The following is a 20,537-nucleotide window of genomic DNA, read 5'->3' as shown; positions in this document are numbered from 1 at the left end:
TCTGCGGCGGTTGTTCATGACTTTCCGAAGTGCTTGAGCGCCAAATCGCTCAGACCCTTGAGATCGAGCTTGCCAGTTCCGAGCACGGGGATTTGCTCGACTTCCAAAAAGCTATCAGGTGAGGGGAGCCACAAATTGGGTAAGCCAAGTGTGGCCAGATGATCGCAGATTTGTCGCGGCGTTTTGTCGAGCTTGGTGTGGACGACAATCAAACGCTCACCACGTTTCTCATCGGGAACCGCCGTCACCACGGCCTTCACGATTTCATCCTCGGGAGATTGCACAAAACGCTGAATGGCTTCTTCGAGATTGAGATGGGGCACCATCTCTCCGCCAATCTTGGAAAACCGGCTCAGCCGCCCCGTGATTTGAATGAATCCCTGCCGGTCAATGATCGCGATATCACCGGTGACATACCAACCATCGCGGATCACCTCGGCAGTTTTGTCGGGAGAGCCGAGATAGCCCTTCATCACATTAGGGCCTTTTATCAACAGCATGCCGGGCATTTCGGGTGGCAAAATAGCACCGGTATCGGGATCAACGATTTTGGCCGTTACGCCAGGAACGGGCCGCCCCACAGTACCTTCCTTCAGCCCTTCGTCGCCACTTTGCGAACGCATCGGCGGCACATTCACGGAAACGAGCGGCGATAGTTCCGTAGCACCGTAGCCTTCGATTGGCCGCACGCCAAACTTCGCTTCGAACTCATCGGAAAGTGCTAGCGGGAGCTTCTCAGCTCCGGCCACTACGACTTCCATCTTGGCAAAGTCTTCGCGCTCACAGCGGCGCAGGTACGAACGCAAGAACGTCGGCGTGGATAACAAGATCGTGACCCCCCACTTGCGGCACAAGCTCCCGACGATCTTGGCATCCAATGGCGTGAAGTGATACACGCACCGTACGTCGAGACCCAATACGGTCCAGAGCGTCACCATAAAGCCGAACGAGTGGAAAAAGGGCAAGATGCCGAGCAGGGTATCGTCGCTCCGCAGGTGAATGACCTGATCAATCGCTTCGACATTGGAACCAATGTTGTGATTTGTGAGGACAACACCCTTGGGATCGCCCGTGGAGCCGGAAGTGAAAATGACCGTGAGCTCATCATCGCTAGTCATACGATGGATGCCGAGGATTCGCTCAAGAATCGCGAGTGGAGTGGCATAGGCCAAAATAACACCGGCGATTTTGTCGGCGGTGGTGACTTTGTCTTTGAAGTCTTCTAGCAGGATCACCTTGGCGTCGATCTTCAGATCGAGCTTCTCCATCACCTTCTTGCTGGTGAGCACATGGCGGATCCCCGCCTTGCGAATGCAGGCGTTGAGCACGTCGTTGGTGACGGTGTAATTCAGATTGGCTGCCACACGGCCGGAGAGTGTTACCGCGGCATTGGTAATCACTGCGCCGACCGACGGAGGCATGAGCACACCGACATATTTTTCGCCCGATTCGAAAACATTGCGTAGCAAAAGCCGTCGCAATATGAGTGTTCGCATCAGCAGCGATCCACCCGTCGCTTCAGCACCGCTGGAGTCGGCCAGTTTGAACTTGAACAGACTCTTACGGCATTTACGCAACATCAAGCGAGGCAAAACCATCATACGTTGTCTTCTCCCGGTTACGGCCTCGGCGCCGAGGTCCTGCACGGCTTGGCGGAGTTCGCAGATGTCGGTCACGTTTTCCACAGGCTTGCCAAACCAAATGGAAACAGGGCGGAAAAACGCGCGGCGGCGGATGCGAGTAAGTGGTCCACCGCGGAAGGTAAAGATACTTCCCCACAGTTCATCAAGGTAGACCGGAATCACTTGGGCCGACGTCCCTTTGATGATTTCCAGCGTTCCCCGACGGAAGGGCTGCAATTGTCCCGACTTGCTGATACCCCCTTCGGGAAAGATACAAACCAATTCGCCGTTGTTAAGGGCTTCACGAGCCGTGTCGAGCGCCGACTTCGTGGCCTTCGGGGCGCGGGGCAGAATGGGGATGACCCCCATGATTTGCGCGAGGCCACGGGTCCACCGACTGTTGATGAAATCGGCCGACACGATCATCCGAATCGGTCGCGGCGAAATGGCAATCAGTAACAGTCCATCCAGCCAAGAGACATGATTGGGTACCAGCAGCGCACCACCGACCTCAGGCAAGTTTTCGCGTTGGTGAACACGCACTTTAAACACGGTATGAGTTAGCAGCCAAGCTAAGAATCGAATCGAAGCCTGGGGAATCATGCAGACGATGTAGATCAGCACGGGAATCGTCAGCACGCCGCAAACGAGAAAAATCTGGCGAGCTGTCAGAAGTGGCGGCCCAACAAACTCCTGAAAGACTTCCCGCGCGAGGCCTTCGCGTTCAGGGAATTCGTGCGTCAGTCCGATTACATCGAGAGGGGTGCCAGTTTCGCGAGATTGTTCTAACCGATGCCACATTTCGGTGGCCAAAGCAGCCGTTTTGGGCTGATTCACATAGCCGGCCTGAAGATTTTCCAGTGTGCCGGGATCCGTGGGCAACCGCATGATGAAGAACGCTAACGACGCCAGCAACATGCCACTGAACGTCATGAAATTGCTCGCGGCGAGAATCGAACCACGCCGATCGGGCGGACTATTGAATTGCATGTACGAGGCTAGCGGCACATCAAACAGCCCTGCTGAGCATCCCAGTAGAAATAGCAAGATTCCCGCTCCGATATAGCTGAGGGTCCACTCACCCCCTTCGATGAAGAACTCGCCCTCGACGGTGAAAAGCATGACTGGCACGAGCACCAGACCTAGCGCGCCCAGCGGCAGAATTCCCAGTTCGACGCGGCCAGCCGACCAGATGCCAGCCAGCACGCTGCCGACACCCACACCAACGACCAGGGCCGCGAGCAGTGGTGCGACTTGGGTTTGCTTTTCGCCCCCAGCTTCGAAGGCAAATTGATCGATATTTAAATGCGCGAGCGCGGCCAGGGTCCAAAAGAAAAGAATACCCAACGCCACGCGCAGCATCGCTGGGGTGTGGGAAAGCGTTTTGAGATCGGCCCAGGTTTGTTGCGGGGCGTTCCACGGAAACTTTCGCGATGGATCGCCGGCTTTGTAGTGTGCGATCGCAAGGCTGGTGACCCAACCCGCGATGGCCACGCCGACAAGCACATAAGCCGACCATTCCCAATGCGCTTGGCCACGATCGCCCGTGTTGTCCGCGAGCCAACTACCAGCTGTCGCGCCCACGGTGGTCGATACGACGGTCGTCAGACCGATGAGGCCGTTGGCTGCGGAGATTTTGTCGTCGCGGAGCATCTCCGGAATGCTGCCGAGCTTCGCTGGTCCAAACAAGGCGGCTTGAGAGCCGATGAGCCCCAACACGGCCAGTAGCAGCCACACTTGTCCCCAGACGATGCACAGAATCGCCAGGGCCATGATGATGATCTCGGCAAACTTGCAGGCCACGATTACGGAGCGTTTGCTGAAGCGGTCGGCCAAATAGCCTGCCGGTGCCGCGAGCAGGATATAGGGAGCGACAAACACCGCCAGGCCCAGGGTCAGCACACCGCTGACCTGGCTCGCTTCGAAATAATCCTTGCCGATGCCAATCACCAGCCAGCGCAAGATATTGTCGTTTGTGGCCCCCAAGAACTGGGTGGCGAGCAATCCCAAAAAGCTGGCTGAAAGGAGGCCGCGTTTTTCCGAATTCGTAGCCGGGGGCGAATTGCTGAACGTGGTTTCGCTTGCCATTGAGAATCGAACGGTGCCGCCTGTGAGAATTTGCCGATGACCCTCTAATGTAGCCTGCGGCGACTGTTTGCACCAATCGCAATTGGCCAACGAGACCTTGGCGGTTCGTGAGTTTCGTGGTGAGATTGGAGATTTTGCAGTTTCCTTGTTGATTGGATAGCTTGTAAAGTCTACTCATCGTCGCGATGCCGATTGTGAGTCAAGTCCCAGATGTGGTTTCCTTGTGGGTGCTGATTTTTATATTGATTTGATTACCGCCCTGTGGTTGGGCTTTTTGGGGGCGTGCGTCGGCAGCTTTCTCAATGTTGTGGCTTATCGCCTACCGCTGGGAATGTCGGTCGTCTGGAAGCCGTCGCATTGTCCCCACTGCAACCACCCGATTCGCGCCCGAGATAATGTGCCGGTGTTGGGGTGGCTCATCTTGCGAGGCCGTTGCCGCGACTGTGGCGCGCCGATCTCGCCCCGCTATGCGATTGTCGAAGCGATCATGGGGATCGTATTTTTCTTGCTCGCCTATTTGGAGTTGTTTCGCGGCGGGGCGACGGTCTTTGGCGAGCCGCTTTCCGATTTACGCGGTGCTATGGACATCGTCTGGATCCCACAATGGGGAGTCATCGGGCAGTTTGTCTATCACGCGATATTGGCCAGCGTTCTGATGACGCTTGTGCTTTTACGATTGGATGGGAATATTACCCGCGGCAAGCTAATTATCTGGTCGATAATTTTGTTAGCTCTCTATCCGTTGCCAGCAATGTTCATCAACTAGTCGGCCAGCAACTTAGCCGCGACCCTCGCGAAATAAGTCAGAATTCCATCGGCACCCGCGCGCTTGAATGCGAGTAAGCTTTCAAGCATGACTTTGTCGCGATTGAGCCAACCTTTTTCTGCCGCCGCAGTGAGCATCGCGTATTCGCCGCTCACTTGATATGCAAACGTAGGCACGCCGAAGGTGTCCTTCACTCGCCGCACGATATCCAAATAAGGCATCCCCGGCTTGACCATCACGCTGTCCGCCCCTTCGGCAATATCGAGGGCCACTTCGCGGATCGCTTCGTCGCCGTTGGCAGGATCCATTTGATAGGTTCGCTTGTCGCCACTCCCCAAGTTAGCCGCGGAACCGACCGCATCGCGAAACGGCCCATAAAATGCCGACGCATATTTGGCGGCGTAGGCCATGATCTGCACGTGCTCGAATCCGGCGGCATCGAGCGCTTTCCGAACCGCGCCAATCCGGCCGTCCATCATGTCCGACGGAGCAATAATGTCGGAACCAGCCTCGGCTTGGACGACCGCTTGTCGGCAAAGCATCGCGACGGTTTCGTCGTTCACCACATAGCCGTCTCGTACCAATCCGTCTTGGCCGTGGCTGGAATAGGGATCTAGCGCCACGTCGCAAATCACGCCAATCTGATTGCCGTGTGCTTTTTTCACCGCCGATACGGCGCGGCACACAAGATTGTCGGTATTAATAGCTTCTTCGCAGTCTGGCGTTTTCTTTTCCGAGGGTGTGGCAGGAAATAGTGCCACAGCAGGAATGCCCAGCTCAATCGCTTCGCCGACAGTATCGACCAGCAGATCTATGGACAGCCTTTCAACACCCGGCATCGAAGGGATCGGTTCGCGTCGTGATTTTCCTTCACACACAAACATGGGCCAGATGAGATCGTTGACCGACAGGTGGTTTTCCTGAACGAGTCGCCGTGACCAATCTTCGCGTCTCACCCGACGCATACGAGTTTCTGGATAGCGTCCCAAGGAATTGAACGGTGCGTCAGCCATGATTTCCTGCCAAGAGAGTCCGTGAATCTTGTCTATCGGACTTCCATTATCCAAGGCCATGTCCTTAAAATCCATGGCGGAAGTCCCCTGTCGTATCATGGAATTTGTTTTATGCCCAGTTCTGAACCGAAAATGGCCCTGGGGCCGTTTGAGTTTCGTCCGGCCTTTGTGAAAGTCAACGGTCGGCCACAACTTGCCGATTGGAAGGGCCCCCTGCAATTTGCCATTTGGTGCCAACGGGCAAGTCCCTGGTGGATCGGCGATATGATCAACCGGGGTGAGGATCTTTTTGGAGAGGAATTTGGCGAGGTTTGCGGCGAAACGCTCTCGACGGAAATGGTCAGCCGCTATGCCTCGGTCGCCCGTCGTGTCCCGCCACAAAATCGACACTCGGAATTATCGTGGTCAGCTCATGCCGCGGTCGCGCGTTTGAATCACAATGAGCAGCGCAGGATGCTGGCCGAGGCCGCCAAGCATGGATGGAACAGCGACGACCTACGCAAACGAGTTCAGCAGTTTCTCAAATCGCGGAATGATTGATTCTGCTCGTCATGTGGTCACTCCATGATTTATGAATTTCACGATCTGCTATTGATTGGGATCGTGATGACCTTCGGCAGTGTCATTCAGGGGGCTGTCGGATTTGCCTCTGGCTTGCTGGGAGTTCCACTTTTAGTACTGTGTGGGTTTTCTCTTCCCGAAGCCGCAACAATCAACCTTGTTTCTACGAGCGTCCAGAATTTTACGGGAACTTGGAAACTTTGGGACTATTTGGACTTCGAGGAACTAGTCTATCCGACGGTCGTGCGACTTTGCTTCGCGATACCTTTGGGCACTTATGCGGCAGGTTGGGTTGACGAACGACTGACTCCTGTACACTCGAAACAAATTTTGGGATTGCTGCTACTGACCGTGCTATTTCTGTTGTGGTTTTTCAAGATCAAGCCGCGTGAGCAACTGAATATTTTTTGGAAGACATTGGCATTTGGAAGTTCGGGGTTCCTGTTAGGTTTTGCGTCGATGGGGGCCGCGCCGCTGGTAATTTACGCGAATTCACTCACGTGGCCCGTAAATAAATCCCGCGCGTTCCTATTTTTCTGCTCCGCCGTGGGACAACCTTTTGCCGCCTTGTTTTTTTGGCTGAAATTCGGTGATAAGGTCCTAACGCCGGCCTGTTCGACGTTGCTGTTTCTCCCCGCAATTTTTGCCGGATTGTGGCTTGGTTTGCATCTGGGAGCATTTCTGTCAGTGACAGTGTTTCGCAAGATCACCTTTGGACTGATTGCCATCACCGCAATAGCGGCCATCCTAGCACCCTTTCTGTAAGCACGTTACAACTTGAAGCACACTCATCTCTATTTTCACTTGCATGAGGCCCGTCATGTATCTTGCTAATACCCAGCGTTACGATTCGATGACCTACAACCGTTGCGGTCGCACCGGTGTGAAATTGCCTGCCGTTTCGCTCGGACTTTGGCATAATTTCGGTGGTGTCGATGCCTACGAAATAGGGCGCAGCATCGTGCTGCGAGCGTTCGATTTGGGCGTGACGCATTTCGATTTAGCCAACAACTACGGCCCGCCGCCCGGTTCGGCCGAAGAGAATTTTGGCAAGATCCTACGTGAAGATTTAAAACCCTATCGCGATGAACTGATCGTTTCCACGAAGGCTGGGTATTTGATGTGGCCTGGGCCTTACGGCGAGTGGGGATCGCGTAAGTATTTGTTGTGCAGCTTGGACCAAAGCCTAAAAAGGATGGGTTTGGAATGCGTCGACATCTTCTATTCGCATCGCCCCGATCCGGATACACCTTTAGAAGAAACGATGGGAGCCTTGGCGTCGGCAGTAAAGCAAGGCAAAGCCTTATACGCGGGGATCTCCAATTACCGACCCACGATGATGGCTGAGGCTTGCCGCTTGTTACGCGACATGGGCACGCCCTGTTTGATTCATCAACCGCGGTATTCGATGTTCGATCGCTGGGTTGAGGAGGAAAGTTTATTGGATTTGCTGGAGCGAGAAGGAGTGGGCTGCATTCCATTTTCTCCGCTGGCTCAAGGGCTGCTCACGGACCGCTATCTGCAAGGCATTCCTGCCGATAGTCGCGCTGCCAAACCGCATGGCTTTCTCAAGCAACAGGAAATCACAGCCGATCGACTTCAGCAAATCACCAAACTCGGCGAAATCGCTTCGGCCCGTGGGCAATCACTCGCACAAATGGCGCTCGCGTGGGTGCTGAAAGATTCGCGCATCACGACAGTGTTAATCGGGGCGAGTTCTGTCGCCCAACTGGAACAGAATCTCGGTTGCCTTGCTAATCGTAAATTTTCCATTGTGGAAATCAACTCAATTGAAGAAGTGCTGCGTTCTTAAATGGCCAATGAAAAAAGGCCGCCCATTCCAGGCGGCCTTTTGAGTTAGAACGAATTGCAAACGCAGTCTTACTTGCGACGCACGGCCAAGCCGATCAATCCTAGTGCTCCCAGCAAACAAGTCGTGGGCTCGGGAATGGCTTCGCCGCGAATCTCACCTGTACCTGAGGCTTCGAAACCCGTCACAAATCCACCGGCCGATGTCTTCGTGCCAGGTGTAACTTGAGCCGAGAATGAGACAGTTACAGGATCGCCAATCACCAACCCGCCGGGCAGGTTTTGGGTAAAGACATCCGAGATTGCTGCACCGAAGGTAAATTGAACGACGTTAAGGATGTCGACATACGTAATCGAGACATCCTCCAAATCAACCAGCAAATACTCGCTAGCCAAAGGGGATGTGCCGATGAGCAAATCGAAAAAGCCAGGATTGCCCGGAGTCGTTTGAGAATCAACCGTACCTGGAGCAGAGGAAATTCCCGTGACGTCGGGAATGTATGCATCCAGTGATATGTCACTTGTGATGGTGTTGACTAACGAGCCGTCAACATAGATTTCCACGGAGGTAAGAGCATCAGCATCGGCTGGATTGGCTACGCCACCCGCGGTCGAGCCGCCATCATAAATCGCAGAACCATCATAAACGAGGTTCATACCCGTGAATTGAATTTCGATCGTAGCAGCCTGAGAGGCCGTCAGCGATAAAGCCACCACAGCGCACGCAGCTCCGCAGCGGGCAAGGTGTGAAACGAGTTGTGTGATCTTCATTAGTTCTAACTCCCCAGACGTAATCTTCAAAAGATGTATTGTCGCGATCCATCCTTGCGACTTCTGAACAGACGGATAATTCCGTATCAGGGCGACTAGATATAGACCCTGCGCTAGCTGCCCTTACTTATCTAATGTAATTAAATGACCAAATGCCGCAATATAAATGTGCTGTTAAGGGCCGGTTTTTTTAGGGTTTTTCTGGCTGGAACAACTACTTTAATACCATATGGACTGGTTCCAAAGCGACCACATGGAATTGCGCAATAGTTTGTCATCGACAAATAAACGTGCAAAGAAAGGTCTTTGCTGCCTACCAGACACTCTTTTCTAGCAAACCACAGCTCGACACCCACCTGAATGGGGGAAATCACTCTGAATCGCTGTAGGGGGAGGCCTCCACCAACCATGCCAACCCGCAAGCTAAATGACCACCGGTTTACCCAACGCCCGACGGATCGGGACTAATTGCCCGGCGTGCATTAAGCCGTGCGTCGCAATCAACACCAGCATGTGCCCGGTTGTAGGGAACATCGAACGGAAATTCTCCGGCGCAGGCTGATCGAGGTCTGCCTCCGTGAGTTTGCTCAAGAGTGCATTCGTCGCGGCATGGACTTGCTCAAACAGATCCAAGTACTCCTGCTTCGTGCAAAAGTTCTCAGGGTTGTCATCTCCAACCGTCGCCTTGCTATGCTTTTCAGCAAACCCGGCAGGCAATTCAATAACGGCCTCCGTGTCGACAAATCCGAGCAATTGGTTTTCCGACGAAATCAAATGCCCCAGTTGCCAGGCGATATGATTACAGCCAGGCCCAGGACGCAGCATGAGATCGGCATCGCTCAAATCTTCCAAATAACGTCCCAACACCATCGACGAAGTATTCATCGCGATGCGTATCACATCTTGCGCTTGCATGGCATTTCTCCGATTCATGACATTCTAAAAATTTTTCGAGGAAGAACACTTTAACAATCGCGGCCAGGTCCTGGCCAGAGGAACTATCAACCGCCATAACGACCGCAGCGCATGGGGGATGTTATTCGCAAGACTTCCAACTTGTCGAACTTGTCCAACTTTTTTGCGCCTTTTCGGCGATGATCGAGACATTTCTTCTCTCGTTGCGTGCAGCGCGCGGAATCGACGTCCCAATTCGAACTTGGTCAAGTTAGTCAACTTGGTCAACTTGGCACACTTTTTTGCGCACTTCCAAATGAATTCGTTTTTTTGATTGTGAATGCTATCTGTTTGGACCTCCGGCATAACCAGGACTGTGGGCGTAAAGCCTCTGTCCCTCGTAATGGTTGTGAAGCATGTAGACCGAAACGAGTTTTACGAAGTTCCGGCATAGTAGCGGTGTAGGTAGTACATTGCCGGAACTGCGCACCGCTTGTTCCGGCCCACAAAACTCATTGACCGCCTGATTATAACGTATTGGTGTACGTGTGTACCAATAATTTTTGGCCACTTCTGAAAATGCGCTTTGAGCGTTCCGCCGTCATTCCCGCTGAGGCGGGAATGACGGGCAAGAGTTAAATATTATGCTGGCCGTATCTCGCGCATGCGCGGCAGAGGGTAGGGTGATAGAGGCTAGATTCTTCTGTCGCCTAGGCTCCCTCAGAATGACTTAGCGAGTTACTGCCGTCTAAACAGCGCCTGCCGTAGTTCTTCCTCGAACGTGGCACTTGTTTCCAGCACTGCGCGGAAGTCGTCTTTGCCGAGGGCGTAGAAGATGCAGGGCTCGTGGGCCACAATCGTGGCGTTGCGTGGTTCGTCAGTAATAAGAGCTGCTTCGCCGAAGTATTGGCCTTCTTTGAGTTCGGCGACTTTGCGTTCCTGGGTGCCGTCGTTGATGAACACGTCGACGCTGCCAGAACGGATGAGATAGAACAGATCTCCAGCGTCTCCCTGGCGAATGACGACGTCGCCCGGGTCGGCTTCGTGAACCATCATCTGATCGGCCAACTCCGCGATCGTGTTCGGCGTGAGATCGGCGAACAGCGGGAAGCCCTTCAAGAAGTCGCAGATCACGGCCGTTTCCTTCACCGCCACGTTGGACTTAATCTTGCCGTCGACCATGTTCACGATGCGGTCCGCCACGTCGAGAATGCGATTGTCGTGCGTGACCATAATGATCGTGCAGCCTTCGTCGCGAGCGAGTTCTTGAAACAGCGTCACCACTTCGCGGCCCGATTTTTCATCCAAGGCGGCGGTGGGTTCGTCGGCGAGAATCAATTTCGGTTTGTGGACCAAGCCGCGGGCAATCGCCACACGTTGCTTTTGACCGCCGGAAAGGGACTTGGGTTTGTAGTGAATGCGGTGCCCAAGCCCGAGCCGGGTGAGCAACGAGTTAATGCGTCCTTCGGCAACCATGGGGTCGAGCCCCACGAGTTCTGCCGCCATGTTAACGTTTTGATAGGCGGTGAGCGATTCAAACAGATTGTGTGCTTGGAAGATGAAGCCCATTTCCTTGCGGAGCCGCACGATGAGATTGCGATCCGCGCCATTGAGTTCGTTCCCCAGCACGGTGAGGCTCCCTTCTTGCACGGTGCGCAACGTGCCGATCAACGTGAGCAGCGTGGTTTTACCCGAACCCGATGGGCCGGTCATGATGACGATTTCGCCACGGCGAACGTCGAGATTGTTGTGATACAGCGCTTGCTTACGCAATTCCCCTTCGCCGAAATAGTGATTCAGACCGTTGACTCGCACGGTCTTCGGCATTTGCAAGCCGCTCCCAGTAAACGCGCCGCTGGTTGCCGGGATGGTGGTTTGAGAGGTCATAGTCGTGATGATGTTCGAGGGTAAGGCTTAGAACAAATTCGCCGGGTCCGCGGCAAGCAATTTTCGCACCGCCAGCATGCCCGAGGCAACGCACATGACAATCGTGGCCACGAGCACGAACAACACGCCGTGCAGTGTCATGACCATCAGCAACCCCGTGCGACCGGAGAGCCAGGAATACAATCCCGTGCTGACGGCAGTCCCCGGGATGAATCCGACGATGGCTAGCAGCACCGCTTCGGTGAGAATCAACACAATAAAGTATCGGGTGGTGTAGCCCATAGCTTTGAGCGTAGCGAATTCGGCCATGTGATCGGCGATATCCGAGTAAATCACTTGGTAGCAGATCACCATGCCGACGATGAAACCGATAATTTTTCCCGCGAGAAACACCGTGCCAATAGGCGTGCTTTTATCCCAGAAGCGGATTTCCTCGGCACGGAATTGATCGCGCGTCATCACGAACACGTCCTTATCGAGCGTTTGCTCGAGAAACGTGCGAACTTCGTCGACGTCGACCTCGGGGTCGACATCCACGACGCCGATGTCGATCACGCTCAACGGATCGCCAAAGCGCACCCGATGGGGGTAGAACTCGGCGAAGCTCTCGGCGCTCATCAGCAAATTGCCGTCGTGAGCGAAATCGGTCCCTAAATCAAACGTGCCAACGAGCGTGAGCCGCTTGCCGGCGAGTTCCACATATTCCTGCTCAAGCGCGGCATCATCGTCCAAGGGGAAAGGAAATTTCGATTGCTTGCTCTTGCGGTCGAGCAGAGCGGTTCCTTTGACGCGCAATTTGGGACTTTGGTCGTTGATTTCGTTGCTTTCGAACACTGGATCGTCGAGATGGAAACCGATTGTCCGCAGGGGATAACCGAGATTTCCCATGCCGTTGTTGATGCGGCGGACAACTGAGGTCGTAAGCTCGGTGTAAATCGGATACGCCCCCTCGATGCCGGGGCAGGAGCGAGCTTGGTTGAGCCGCGAGATTGGGAACCGCTTTTCCGCGGCGAGCGTGTATTTGGCTTTGCTGACGATAAAGATGTCGCCTGCAAGGTCGTCGATCAGTTTCACCTGGCTATCGAAGAGAGCATTCTGGAAGCCGACTTGCGTGAACATCAACAGCACGGCGAACGCGATGCCGCAAATCGCCACCACCAACCGCCGCACGTCGTGCGTCAGATTCTTCCAGGCTAGCGGAGTTTTGGTGAGAGATTTCATCGCTTAAAACAAATCGGCGGGATCGGCTTTATAAAGTTTACGCAGGGCCGCGAGTCCCGAGACAACACACATAAACACGGCGAGTACCAGCACGGTGATCATAATTCCCGGAGTCATCTCGAGTGGCATGCCCGACAGAGCTTCGATCAAGCGGTAGAGCCCCCAGGAAATCACGAGCGATGGAATATATCCCACAAGCGCCAGCAGCACCGCTTGCAGCAACACCACTTTGGTGAGATACATGGCTGAATAGCCCATCGCTTTGAGCGTGGCGTACTCGCTCATCATGTTGGCGATGTCGGTCGACAGCACTTGGTAGACGATCGCAATGCCCACGAACAACGCGACCCACACGCCGAGGGTGAATATTTGGCCTAAGGGCGTTTCATGAACCCAGCGGTATTCTTCGCGTTCGTTGACTTCCGCACGAGTAAGAATCTCGACGTCGCGGTTGGTTAACGCGGCGGGGTTGGATGACAAATCCGCGGGATCGTAGTTTGAATCGGGAATGCCGTAGATCTTTTGCAGCTCTTGCCGCACGGCTTCAGGGTCCGCCCCTTCGCGGAGTTTGATCAGCCCGAAGGTGACATCTTCGATCGTCTGCCAGGGGCAGGCACGCACGTAGCCTTGTACATTGGTGATACACGCCCCGTTGCTGGCCATGCCGGCGCCGAGTTTGAACAGTCCCACGATCTGCACGAGATTTGGTCCGAGCGCTGTTTCCACACCGATATCGTCTTCGCTGAACCGGCGACCGTTGCGCGGGCCGTAATCGGGTGTCGATTTGGTGTCGACCAGCACGTAGCGCGGATCGGTCAGCGCTTGAGTCGCCGCGGCGATGTCCTCGCGCACAAATCCAGGGTGATTGGGATCGGTTCCCATCGTAATAATGCCCCGCCATTGCCCCGCGCGGTCATCGATTTCTTCGCCGACGTTGAACGTGGGGGCCTGCCATTCGCTCAAACCAAGATAAAACGGTTCGGCACTCGCGACTTCCGTCACGGAAGCGGCTTGATGGACGCGATAGCGCGGGAAGGAACGGGCTTCCGTGAGATGCAAGTACGCGGGCGAACGCAGCATCAAATCGAAGTCGAGCGCGTCGTAGATTTGCGTGGCGGTGCGTGTGATGCCACCCAAAAATCCGAGCTGCATGAAAATCAGAATGACGGCGAAACCCACCCCCGCAATGCCAATGGCCGTGCGGACCTTATTGTAAACAAGGTTCTTCCAGGCGAGTGGGGTTTTCATGGATTCGCATCGGAGGCGGATTCTTCCGTTTCAGGCTTTTCAAACTCGACGGTCACTTGCAAGCCGACGCGGCGGGCGGCTTCGGCAATCGCGGCTGGGTCTTCAATGGCCACGCGCACTTCCACGACGCTGCGATCGGCAGGGGCGAGCGGATTGCGATTGGCCAGCCCCGGCGAACCGATGATGCCGCCGATGCGTTCGATCTGGCCTTTCATGCCGCCCGTGCGCTCGTGCGTTTCGGGATTGATGCCGTCGGCGAACTCACCCGAGAAGGCAGGACTGCGAATCACGGCCGCTTGGCCGACCTGCAAATCTTTGACATCGGCCTCGTAAACCTCCGCCACGCAAACCATCGAGCTCAAATCGCCCAGTTGCATGATAGGCATCTGTGTTACGAATTCCCCGGGACGCAAGAAAATCTTGAGCACGGTGAGCGGATTGCGCTCTTCGGTCGAACCCGGTTTGTGATCTTCGACAGTTTCGACTTCAAGCACATTTTGCAGCGTGTCGGGTGCGACGTTGGGAGCCATCAGCACCGAGCGCTTCAGCGTTTCCTTGGCCACGTCGATCTCTTGTTCCACGGCCTGTTCTTCAAACTTCTGGCCAAGTTGTTGGACGGTGAGATCGGCCACACGAATCTGAGCTTGCGCTGCGGTGACAGTTTTATCTGCCGCTTCCTTGGCCGAGTCATAACTTTCGTTGGCAATTCGGAAATCGGCCAACGCCGTTGCCATTTCATTTTCGCGCTTTTTCAGCTGATGTTCAGTGACCAATTCCGGGTCTTCCAAACGGAGCGCTTCGAGGCGCATGAATTCTTCGGTCGCGAGTTGGACCGATCGTTCCAAGGCTTGCAGCTTGATGGATTGCAGTTCTAGTTCTTTGAGCTTGGCCTGAGCTTGAGCCAGCGAAGCCTCGGCCTGTGATTTTTGCGCTTTGGCGGTTTCGACTTGCAAGCCGCTATTTTTCTCGGTGAGCTGCATTTTTTTGACGAGCGCCGCAAGCTGGGCTTTGCCGACGTCGTAACTTGCGAGCAAACCCAAAATGCCGTTGGCGGGGACGCGCTGGTTTTCGACCACGTCGGGGTCGAGTTCGACGAGTCGCTCACCCGGAATCGCACTGACGGCGATAATACCCGAGGCGGGTTCCAATTGGCCGAGTGCGTAAATCGAACGGGGCCGGGTTTGGTTTGCCCCCTGAGCCAAGCCACTCGACTTTTGATTGCAGCCCGCTATGCACGCAACCACAAGCACGGCGCAAGCCAACAGCGGTTGCCAGAAGTTTGGTGTTCTTTGGCGCATAGAGGGCATCTCAGGCAGCTATGTGGTTGCCAGCAACGGGGAAAGGGTTCCTGCAAACGTACCGCGCACTAGCGAAAAGGGGCGAAAAATGTCCGTCATTCTTCACAATTGACAGGGGAACGGGGGGTGTCAATCAATCTTGTCTCAACGCTCCCGACGGCCAATACTTGTTCTCATTATAATCCCACCAACCGGCCGGTTCGGCTTGAAACTGGTCATTTGGCGAGCAAGATCGCGCCAGCCCGAACGAATCTCCCCCAGGCGGCGTAAAATCCGCGTTCCTTTTGACCCATTTCCGGAGACCAGCATGATACGCCGACTGACCAGCTTTTTCGCGGGAGTGCTGACCGGCGGGGTGCTCATCTATATGGCGATGCACTACCACGTCATTCACGCTAACGATGGCTGGCATCTGGTCCCCAAGGTCGATGGCCAACTGACCAACACGTTTGTTGATATTCGTGATTACAAAATTTCCGATTGGGCGCAACATGCCGATATTGCGGCTGCCCTGGTCAACGCCAACCGCCGCGACCTGATCGACAGCGCGGTCAACGACACCTTCAACAGCGGCGTCGATCGCTTGCTCAACCGTGAAACACGCTAAGAGCCATACGATCTGTGTGACTGGTTACAACTGAGGCATTCTGAAGCTTTCACCGCGCTTTTCTCGATGAAGGGAATAAGAGAAGCCGTTTTTCTCGCTTCAGTGAATGGTGTGATGGTCGAGGCCGCTGTGTTCGCCGCCATCAACCAACGTCATGAAGGATCAAGGCCATGGAACTCAATCGCAACCAATATTTTTTCCTCGGGATGATCGTTCTGCTGATTGGCTTGCAATTTCGCTTCGTGAGCACTTATGTCCTCACCGATGAGGCCACGCAATTTCTGGCGGAACGCTCCAATAAGTCGTCGACGACTGCCACGATGGTGTCGTTCACCCGCGATCTGGGCGCACTGCCCAATAAAGTGATCAGCCCGCCCGAATGGCTGGGGTGGTTTATGATTTCCGCGGGGGCCGTGCTGATTCTGCATAGTCTGGCGATGAAGAAGCCGGGTGGCTGACGCAATTTCTGATTGACGCTGGGCTTCAACGCGCGAAAGTGATGGACATTATGAAATCATTGGCCCTCCGCTTGAGCATCGCATTTGCTGTTGTTGGTATGATCTGCGCAGGTTGGTCGACTCAAGCCAAAGAGCGCGCCATTGAAGTTGCTGACGAAATCGTCGAAGACGAAGCGATCCGCCAGCTGGAGCAGCGGCTCTCGCGCGAAGAAAAAGAAGAGCGTGCCAAACGCCGCTTGCGCGAAGGTACACAACTTACCGACCACGGCGGACATTTCCGGCAGGATGGCGATGGGGCGATCTTCGTCGCCGAGGATGACCTGGAAATCGTCGCCCTCCCCAATCTGAATCTCGAACGTGTGGTCCGCACCCTTAAAGGATCCGACGAAGCCGAAACGATCCGCTGGAGCGTCACCGGCGTCGTCACCGAATTCAACGGTCGTAATTTCCTGCTCATTAGCCGGGCGGTGTACAAATCGGCCTCGGCACCCCCAGCACCCGAACAGATCCAGGTCATGAATTGAGCTTCGGCAAGGCACCCAGCGAGGGCCCCCGCTTCCTTGACATGCCCCCCGGGCCGGATATGATCGCTTGAGGCGGCAGATCATCAATTAGCCGCTCGTTTTGCTCGTTTCCCAACATTGGCATTCATTCTATTTCATCCCTAGAGCGTGGTTATGTTGCGTCGACTGGAAGTGGCTGAATCGGCTCAAGTGAGCGTGGTGAAGTTTAAGGACCAAAAGATCATCGATCCCGAAGCGATTCAGGAGCTGGGTGACGAGCTGTTCACCCTGGTCGAGAAGGACAACCGCCAGAAGATTCTGCTCAATTTTGCCAATGTCGAGTTTCTGTCGTCGGCGGCCCTGGGCAAGCTGATCACTTTCGAGAAGAAAGTGAAAAAGAACGGAGCCAAGCTCATATTGTCCAACATCGCCCCTGAGATTTTTCAGGTGTTTGCGATCACCAATTTGGACAAGCTCTTTACCATCAAGGATAATGAAGCTGACGCTCTCGCGGTTTTATAACGCGTAAAACGCAGGGGTTGACTGTGCTTTCTTGGAACAGAGAGCACCCATAACGGCAGGTCGATAGCGCATGGGTTCAATAGCGGTGACGGCCTCGATGAAATTTCTTTCCCGTAAGATTTCGCCGAGCATATGGTCATGACCGCTCCCGCTAAACCCATCACGATGTCGCATACCTTGCCGAGTACGCTGACGGCCTACCATGAGCCCATGGAAGAAATGATCAGTGTCTTGCAAGATTTTGGTTGGAACAACCAGGACGTTTTTGCCGTTCGCATGGCCCTCGAAGAATCGCTCAGCAATGCGGTTCGCCACGGCAACAAGCACGACCCCAATAAACTTGTCTATGTGGATTGTGAACTTTCGCCGAAGCGCTTCTTTGTGAAGATTCGCGACGAAGGCCCCGGCTACGATCCTTGCCACGTGCCCGATTGCTGCGCCGACGAAAATCTCGAAGTCCCCGGCGGCCGAGGCTTGGCCCTGATGCGGGCCTACATGAACAGGGTCGAACTGGCCGAACGCGGCACCTGCGTGGTGATGGAAAAAGTGCTCAATTAGCGCCAGCCGGAACGCTCGGCGTTACAACCCGCATAAAGGGGCTTTTCTCGAACTTTTCTGTGTTCGCACGGCTCTTGTTCGTGTGTGGTGTGTCCGATATTATGGAGATTCTTCGCAATCGCGTTGACATTCCCTGGTAGCTCAGTTGGTAGAGCAAGCGGCTGTTAACCGCTGGGTCGTAGGTTCGAGTCCTACCCGGGGAGCTTTTTGTAAGTCTTTGCTGAGTAGCCCATTAAGGCGACCCGCTGACGTTCGGCGGTGCAGCTTGTTCGAAAGAAAAGTATCCAAAATGGATACTTTCTGCAAACAAGGAGCACCCATGGCCAAAACGTCAATTTCTCCAGCAATCTCTCGTGTGCCCCGTTATTGTCGCCAACGCAACAAGAATCGCGCCGATCGTGCTTACGTCCGCATCAGCGGCCAAACCGTGTGGCTCGGCGATTATGGATCCCCAGCCAGTCGAGAGCGTTACGCCGAATTGATCGGCAAACCCAATGCTCCCCGACGCGATGCCCTCGGGAATGTCACCGTGGCGATGTTGATGGTCGACTATCTCGAATACGCGGAGCGCTACTATCGCAGACCCAACGGTGAGCCCGGCCGCGAATATGAGATGACCCGGCTCGTGCTGGGTTACGTCCGTCAGAATTGCAGCAATCTCGCCGCCAAAGATTTCGGACCGAAACGCCTGAAAGAAGTTCGGCAAATGCTGGTCGATGCGGACCTATCGCGGAAGTACATCAATAAGCATATCGACCGCGTGCGCAGAATGTTCAAGTGGGGAGCCGCGGAGGAAATGATTCCCCCGAGCGTGCCACTCGCGTTGAGCATGGTCCCGGGCTTGCGTCTAGGGCGTACCGATGCCCGCGAAATGCCGCCAGTCCTGCCCGTGGCGCCCCAGACCGTGGAAGCGACCCTGGAGCACTTACCGCCGGTCATAGCGGATATGGTTAAGCTGCAAAAGTATTCGGCCATGCGCCCCGGGGAGCTTTGCATCATTCGTCCCATCGATATTGATCGAAACGGGAGCGTTTGGATTTATCGGCCGCAAGCGCACAAGACTGCACATCATGGGCATACGCGGTCCGTGATGCTCGGTCCGCGCTCTCAAGAGATTCTCCTAAAGTACCTTGTGCGTGACGAGAAATCTTACTGCTTCAATCCAGCCGAGGCCGAATCGAAACGACGCGCCGAGCGATCTGCCTCGCGAGTGACACCGCTAAGTTGTGGCAACAAACCGGGGAGTAACAAGCAGCGGCAACCCCAAAGGGCACCTGGCGATCACTATACAACTCATTCATACGGCCGTGCGATCAAGCGGGCTTGCGAGCTCGCATTTCCCGCCCCCGCTGGGCTGAAGGGACAAGAATTGGCCAAGTGGCGAGCCGAGCATTCTTGGTCGCCTCATCGACTAAGGCACGCTGCCGCCACTGAGATTCGAGCGCAGTTTGGGCTGGAGGAAGCGCAGATTCTGCTTGGCCACTCGCAAGCTAACGTGACGCAACTGTATGCCGAGCGAAACATGGCCAGAGGCTTGGAAGTCGCCGCTAAAATCGGTTAATTTAACAGCTGGGTTTGGGTAGCTCCCATGGACTGGCCACGTTTGAAATTGGCACCACCGTTTCAACTTGGCCAGTCGCCCGGCCTTACAATAGGTGGTGCAAAATGGGTAAGAAGCAAGCAGAGACTCTGGCAAGCGTCCGTGCGTTCATCAAGCAAGCCCTTGCCGACGCTCGTGCTTTGGTCGACGAGTATTGCGAACCGCCGGTGAAAATGACCGCCGAGCAATGGCAATCGCTACGTGGACATTTTCTCACATTTTCAACGGACGATGGGGAATTTCTCGTCTATCGCATTCGCAGGAAAAAGTTGGCGAAAGCAAATCATCTTCCGATCGCCCAGCGTGCCATCATGCTCGTGGAACGATCCGAGACGGCTTTGAATGCGCTGAACAAGTTTGCCAAAGTCGCCGGTGCCGGACCGGCTGCAAGGCTGTTCGCCGCGGCCTATGAGTTTGGGATGCGTCTGACACTGTTCGATAAGAAAGGCAGCGACATTGTGGGTTTCCACGCGGTTAATGATCAAAAAAATCGGAATCGAAAGTCAAACGCCCCCCACGTCGAAAAGCACCCGAAGTTTCAACCCGCGATTGACCGCCTGATGAATTACGGCGAACCGGACGGGCTTTCGTTCCAAAAAGCGGTAGACCAAGTGATGGTTGATTTCGAGGTAGAATCGCGGTCAACGATCACAAAGCAGGTGGTCAATAAATGGCGTCGCGAGGGCGGTCGACCCCGCAAAAATCCAGGGTAAAAAAATCATATAATCGCGCCGCGGTTGCATTTATTCTTTTCTAAAACAGTCGCGTTTAATTGCTCCAACGTTGAACATTCTCAACTTGGAGCCCAACCGATGCGACATTCTAAACTCTTAACGGAAGAACCGCTGACCCTGGCGGAAGCCGCCAAGCTATTTCCCAATAAGCCCCACAAAAACACCCTGCGACGATGGGCTGATAAGGGGTTTCAAGGCGTGCGAATGCGCAGCTTCCGAAGCGGGGTAACGATCTGCACCACGCGAACTGCAATCGAAGAATTTCTCCGGGCGATCAACCCCGAGCGGGACAGTGTGCCGATCGCAACCCCCGAGCATGAAGCCGCGGAAGCCAAGCTAGACGCAATGGGCGTAAAGTAGGAAAACACTAGTCGGCA

20 protein-coding genes and 1 tRNA gene are annotated in these 20,537 nt (G+C 54.8%); 13 read left to right on the top strand and 8 right to left on the bottom strand.

The genetic code is table 11. The annotated features are described in order from the left end of the window. Positions 1-14 precede the first annotated feature (14 nt). The gene (locus tag SH678x_RS14155; RefSeq protein WP_496919107.1) at positions 15-3,710 is read right to left on the bottom strand and encodes an MFS transporter; all 3,696 of its coding nucleotides are present in this window, start codon (positions 3,708-3,710) and stop codon (positions 15-17) included. Between the two features lie 223 nt (positions 3,711-3,933). On the opposite strand from SH678x_RS14155, the gene SH678x_RS14150 reads away from it, so the two are divergent. Further along, positions 3,934-4,476: a prepilin peptidase gene (locus SH678x_RS14150; RefSeq protein ID WP_496919106.1), complete on the top strand. Its 543-nt coding sequence runs from the start codon at positions 3,934-3,936 to the stop codon at positions 4,474-4,476. Here the strand turns inward: SH678x_RS14150 and hemB are convergent. Then, positions 4,473-5,441 carry a porphobilinogen synthase gene (hemB, locus tag SH678x_RS14145; RefSeq protein ID WP_496923070.1) on the bottom strand — a complete coding sequence of 323 codons (969 nt, stop codon included), beginning with the start codon at positions 5,439-5,441 and terminating at the stop codon, positions 4,473-4,475. The genes SH678x_RS14150 and hemB overlap by 4 nt on opposite strands. Before the next feature lie 159 nt (positions 5,442-5,600). On the opposite strand from hemB, the gene SH678x_RS14140 reads away from it, so the two are divergent. The 3 genes from SH678x_RS14140 to mgrA are packed head-to-tail and all read left to right on the top strand — an operon-like array spanning position 5,601 to position 7,863. Then, positions 5,601-6,029 (top strand): hypothetical protein, encoded by a 429-nt coding sequence (locus tag SH678x_RS14140; protein ID WP_496919105.1) that lies wholly within the window; start codon positions 5,601-5,603, stop codon positions 6,027-6,029. Positions 6,030-6,053: 24 nt separating this feature from the next. Continuing rightward, on the top strand, positions 6,054-6,815 hold the full coding sequence (locus SH678x_RS14135) for a TSUP family transporter (RefSeq protein ID WP_496919104.1): 762 nt from the start codon (positions 6,054-6,056) through the stop codon (positions 6,813-6,815). A gap of 55 nt (positions 6,816-6,870) precedes the next feature. Beyond that, a complete protein-coding gene (mgrA, locus tag SH678x_RS14130; RefSeq protein WP_496919103.1) occupies positions 6,871-7,863 on the top strand; it encodes an L-glyceraldehyde 3-phosphate reductase in 993 nt (330 codons plus the stop codon). A 68-nt stretch (positions 7,864-7,931) separates the two neighbouring features. Here the strand turns inward: mgrA and SH678x_RS14125 are convergent, their stop codons facing one another. The 6 genes from SH678x_RS14125 to SH678x_RS14100 all read right to left on the bottom strand — a co-directional run bounded on the left by SH678x_RS14125 (position 7,932) and on the right by SH678x_RS14100 (position 15,178). Further along, complete coding sequence (locus tag SH678x_RS14125; RefSeq protein ID WP_496919102.1) at positions 7,932-8,630, bottom strand: PEP-CTERM sorting domain-containing protein; 699 nt, start codon at positions 8,628-8,630, stop codon at positions 7,932-7,934. 423 nt (positions 8,631-9,053) lie between these two features. Next, positions 9,054-9,545: a DinB family protein gene (locus SH678x_RS14120; protein WP_496919101.1), complete on the bottom strand. Its 492-nt coding sequence runs from the start codon at positions 9,543-9,545 to the stop codon at positions 9,054-9,056. 717 nt (positions 9,546-10,262) lie between these two features. Continuing rightward, positions 10,263-11,411, bottom strand: a complete 1,149-nt coding sequence (locus SH678x_RS14115) for an ATP-binding cassette domain-containing protein (RefSeq protein WP_496919100.1) — start codon at positions 11,409-11,411, stop codon at positions 10,263-10,265. 27 nt (positions 11,412-11,438) lie between these two features. Beyond that, a complete protein-coding gene (gene devC / locus SH678x_RS14110; RefSeq protein WP_496919099.1) occupies positions 11,439-12,632 on the bottom strand; it encodes an ABC transporter permease DevC in 1,194 nt (397 codons plus the stop codon). A 3-nt stretch (positions 12,633-12,635) separates the two neighbouring features. Next, the gene (locus SH678x_RS14105) at positions 12,636-13,880 is read right to left on the bottom strand and encodes an FtsX-like permease family protein (RefSeq protein ID WP_496919098.1); all 1,245 of its coding nucleotides are present in this window, start codon (positions 13,878-13,880) and stop codon (positions 12,636-12,638) included. Continuing rightward, positions 13,877-15,178, bottom strand: a complete 1,302-nt coding sequence (locus SH678x_RS14100; RefSeq protein WP_496919097.1) for a hypothetical protein — start codon at positions 15,176-15,178, stop codon at positions 13,877-13,879. Before SH678x_RS14100 ends, SH678x_RS14105 begins: the two co-directional genes overlap by 4 nt. A gap of 307 nt (positions 15,179-15,485) precedes the next feature. Between SH678x_RS14100 and SH678x_RS14095 the strand changes: the two genes are divergently transcribed. The 9 genes from SH678x_RS14095 to SH678x_RS14055 all read left to right on the top strand — a co-directional run bounded on the left by SH678x_RS14095 (position 15,486) and on the right by SH678x_RS14055 (position 20,520). Further along, complete coding sequence (locus tag SH678x_RS14095; RefSeq protein WP_496919096.1) at positions 15,486-15,785, top strand: hypothetical protein; 300 nt, start codon at positions 15,486-15,488, stop codon at positions 15,783-15,785. Between the two features lie 170 nt (positions 15,786-15,955). After that, positions 15,956-16,243, top strand: coding sequence for a hypothetical protein (locus SH678x_RS14090; RefSeq protein WP_496919095.1), 288 nt, complete (start codon positions 15,956-15,958; stop codon positions 16,241-16,243). Positions 16,244-16,293: 50 nt separating this feature from the next. Then, on the top strand, positions 16,294-16,767 hold the full coding sequence (locus tag SH678x_RS14085) for a hypothetical protein (RefSeq protein WP_496919094.1): 474 nt from the start codon (positions 16,294-16,296) through the stop codon (positions 16,765-16,767). A 153-nt stretch (positions 16,768-16,920) separates the two neighbouring features. Next, positions 16,921-17,268 (top strand): STAS domain-containing protein, encoded by a 348-nt coding sequence (locus SH678x_RS14080; protein WP_496919093.1) that lies wholly within the window; start codon positions 16,921-16,923, stop codon positions 17,266-17,268. A gap of 138 nt (positions 17,269-17,406) precedes the next feature. Next, complete coding sequence (locus tag SH678x_RS14075; RefSeq protein WP_496919092.1) at positions 17,407-17,826, top strand: ATP-binding protein; 420 nt, start codon at positions 17,407-17,409, stop codon at positions 17,824-17,826. Positions 17,827-17,956: 130 nt separating this feature from the next. Then, positions 17,957-18,029, top strand: a tRNA-Asn gene (locus SH678x_RS14070). Between the two features lie 116 nt (positions 18,030-18,145). Beyond that, positions 18,146-19,387, top strand: a complete 1,242-nt coding sequence (locus tag SH678x_RS14065; protein ID WP_496919091.1) for a tyrosine-type recombinase/integrase — start codon at positions 18,146-18,148, stop codon at positions 19,385-19,387. Positions 19,388-19,491: 104 nt separating this feature from the next. Continuing rightward, a complete protein-coding gene (locus tag SH678x_RS14060) occupies positions 19,492-20,139 on the top strand; it encodes a hypothetical protein (protein WP_496919090.1) in 648 nt (215 codons plus the stop codon). A 99-nt stretch (positions 20,140-20,238) separates the two neighbouring features. Then, positions 20,239-20,520, top strand: a complete 282-nt coding sequence (locus SH678x_RS14055) for a DUF1580 domain-containing protein (protein ID WP_496919089.1) — start codon at positions 20,239-20,241, stop codon at positions 20,518-20,520. The last annotated feature ends 17 nt before the right edge of the window (positions 20,521-20,537 follow it).

The organism is Bythopirellula superficialaquae (assembly GCF_059632245.1).
This window is presented reverse-complemented; position numbering and strand designations above follow the sequence as displayed.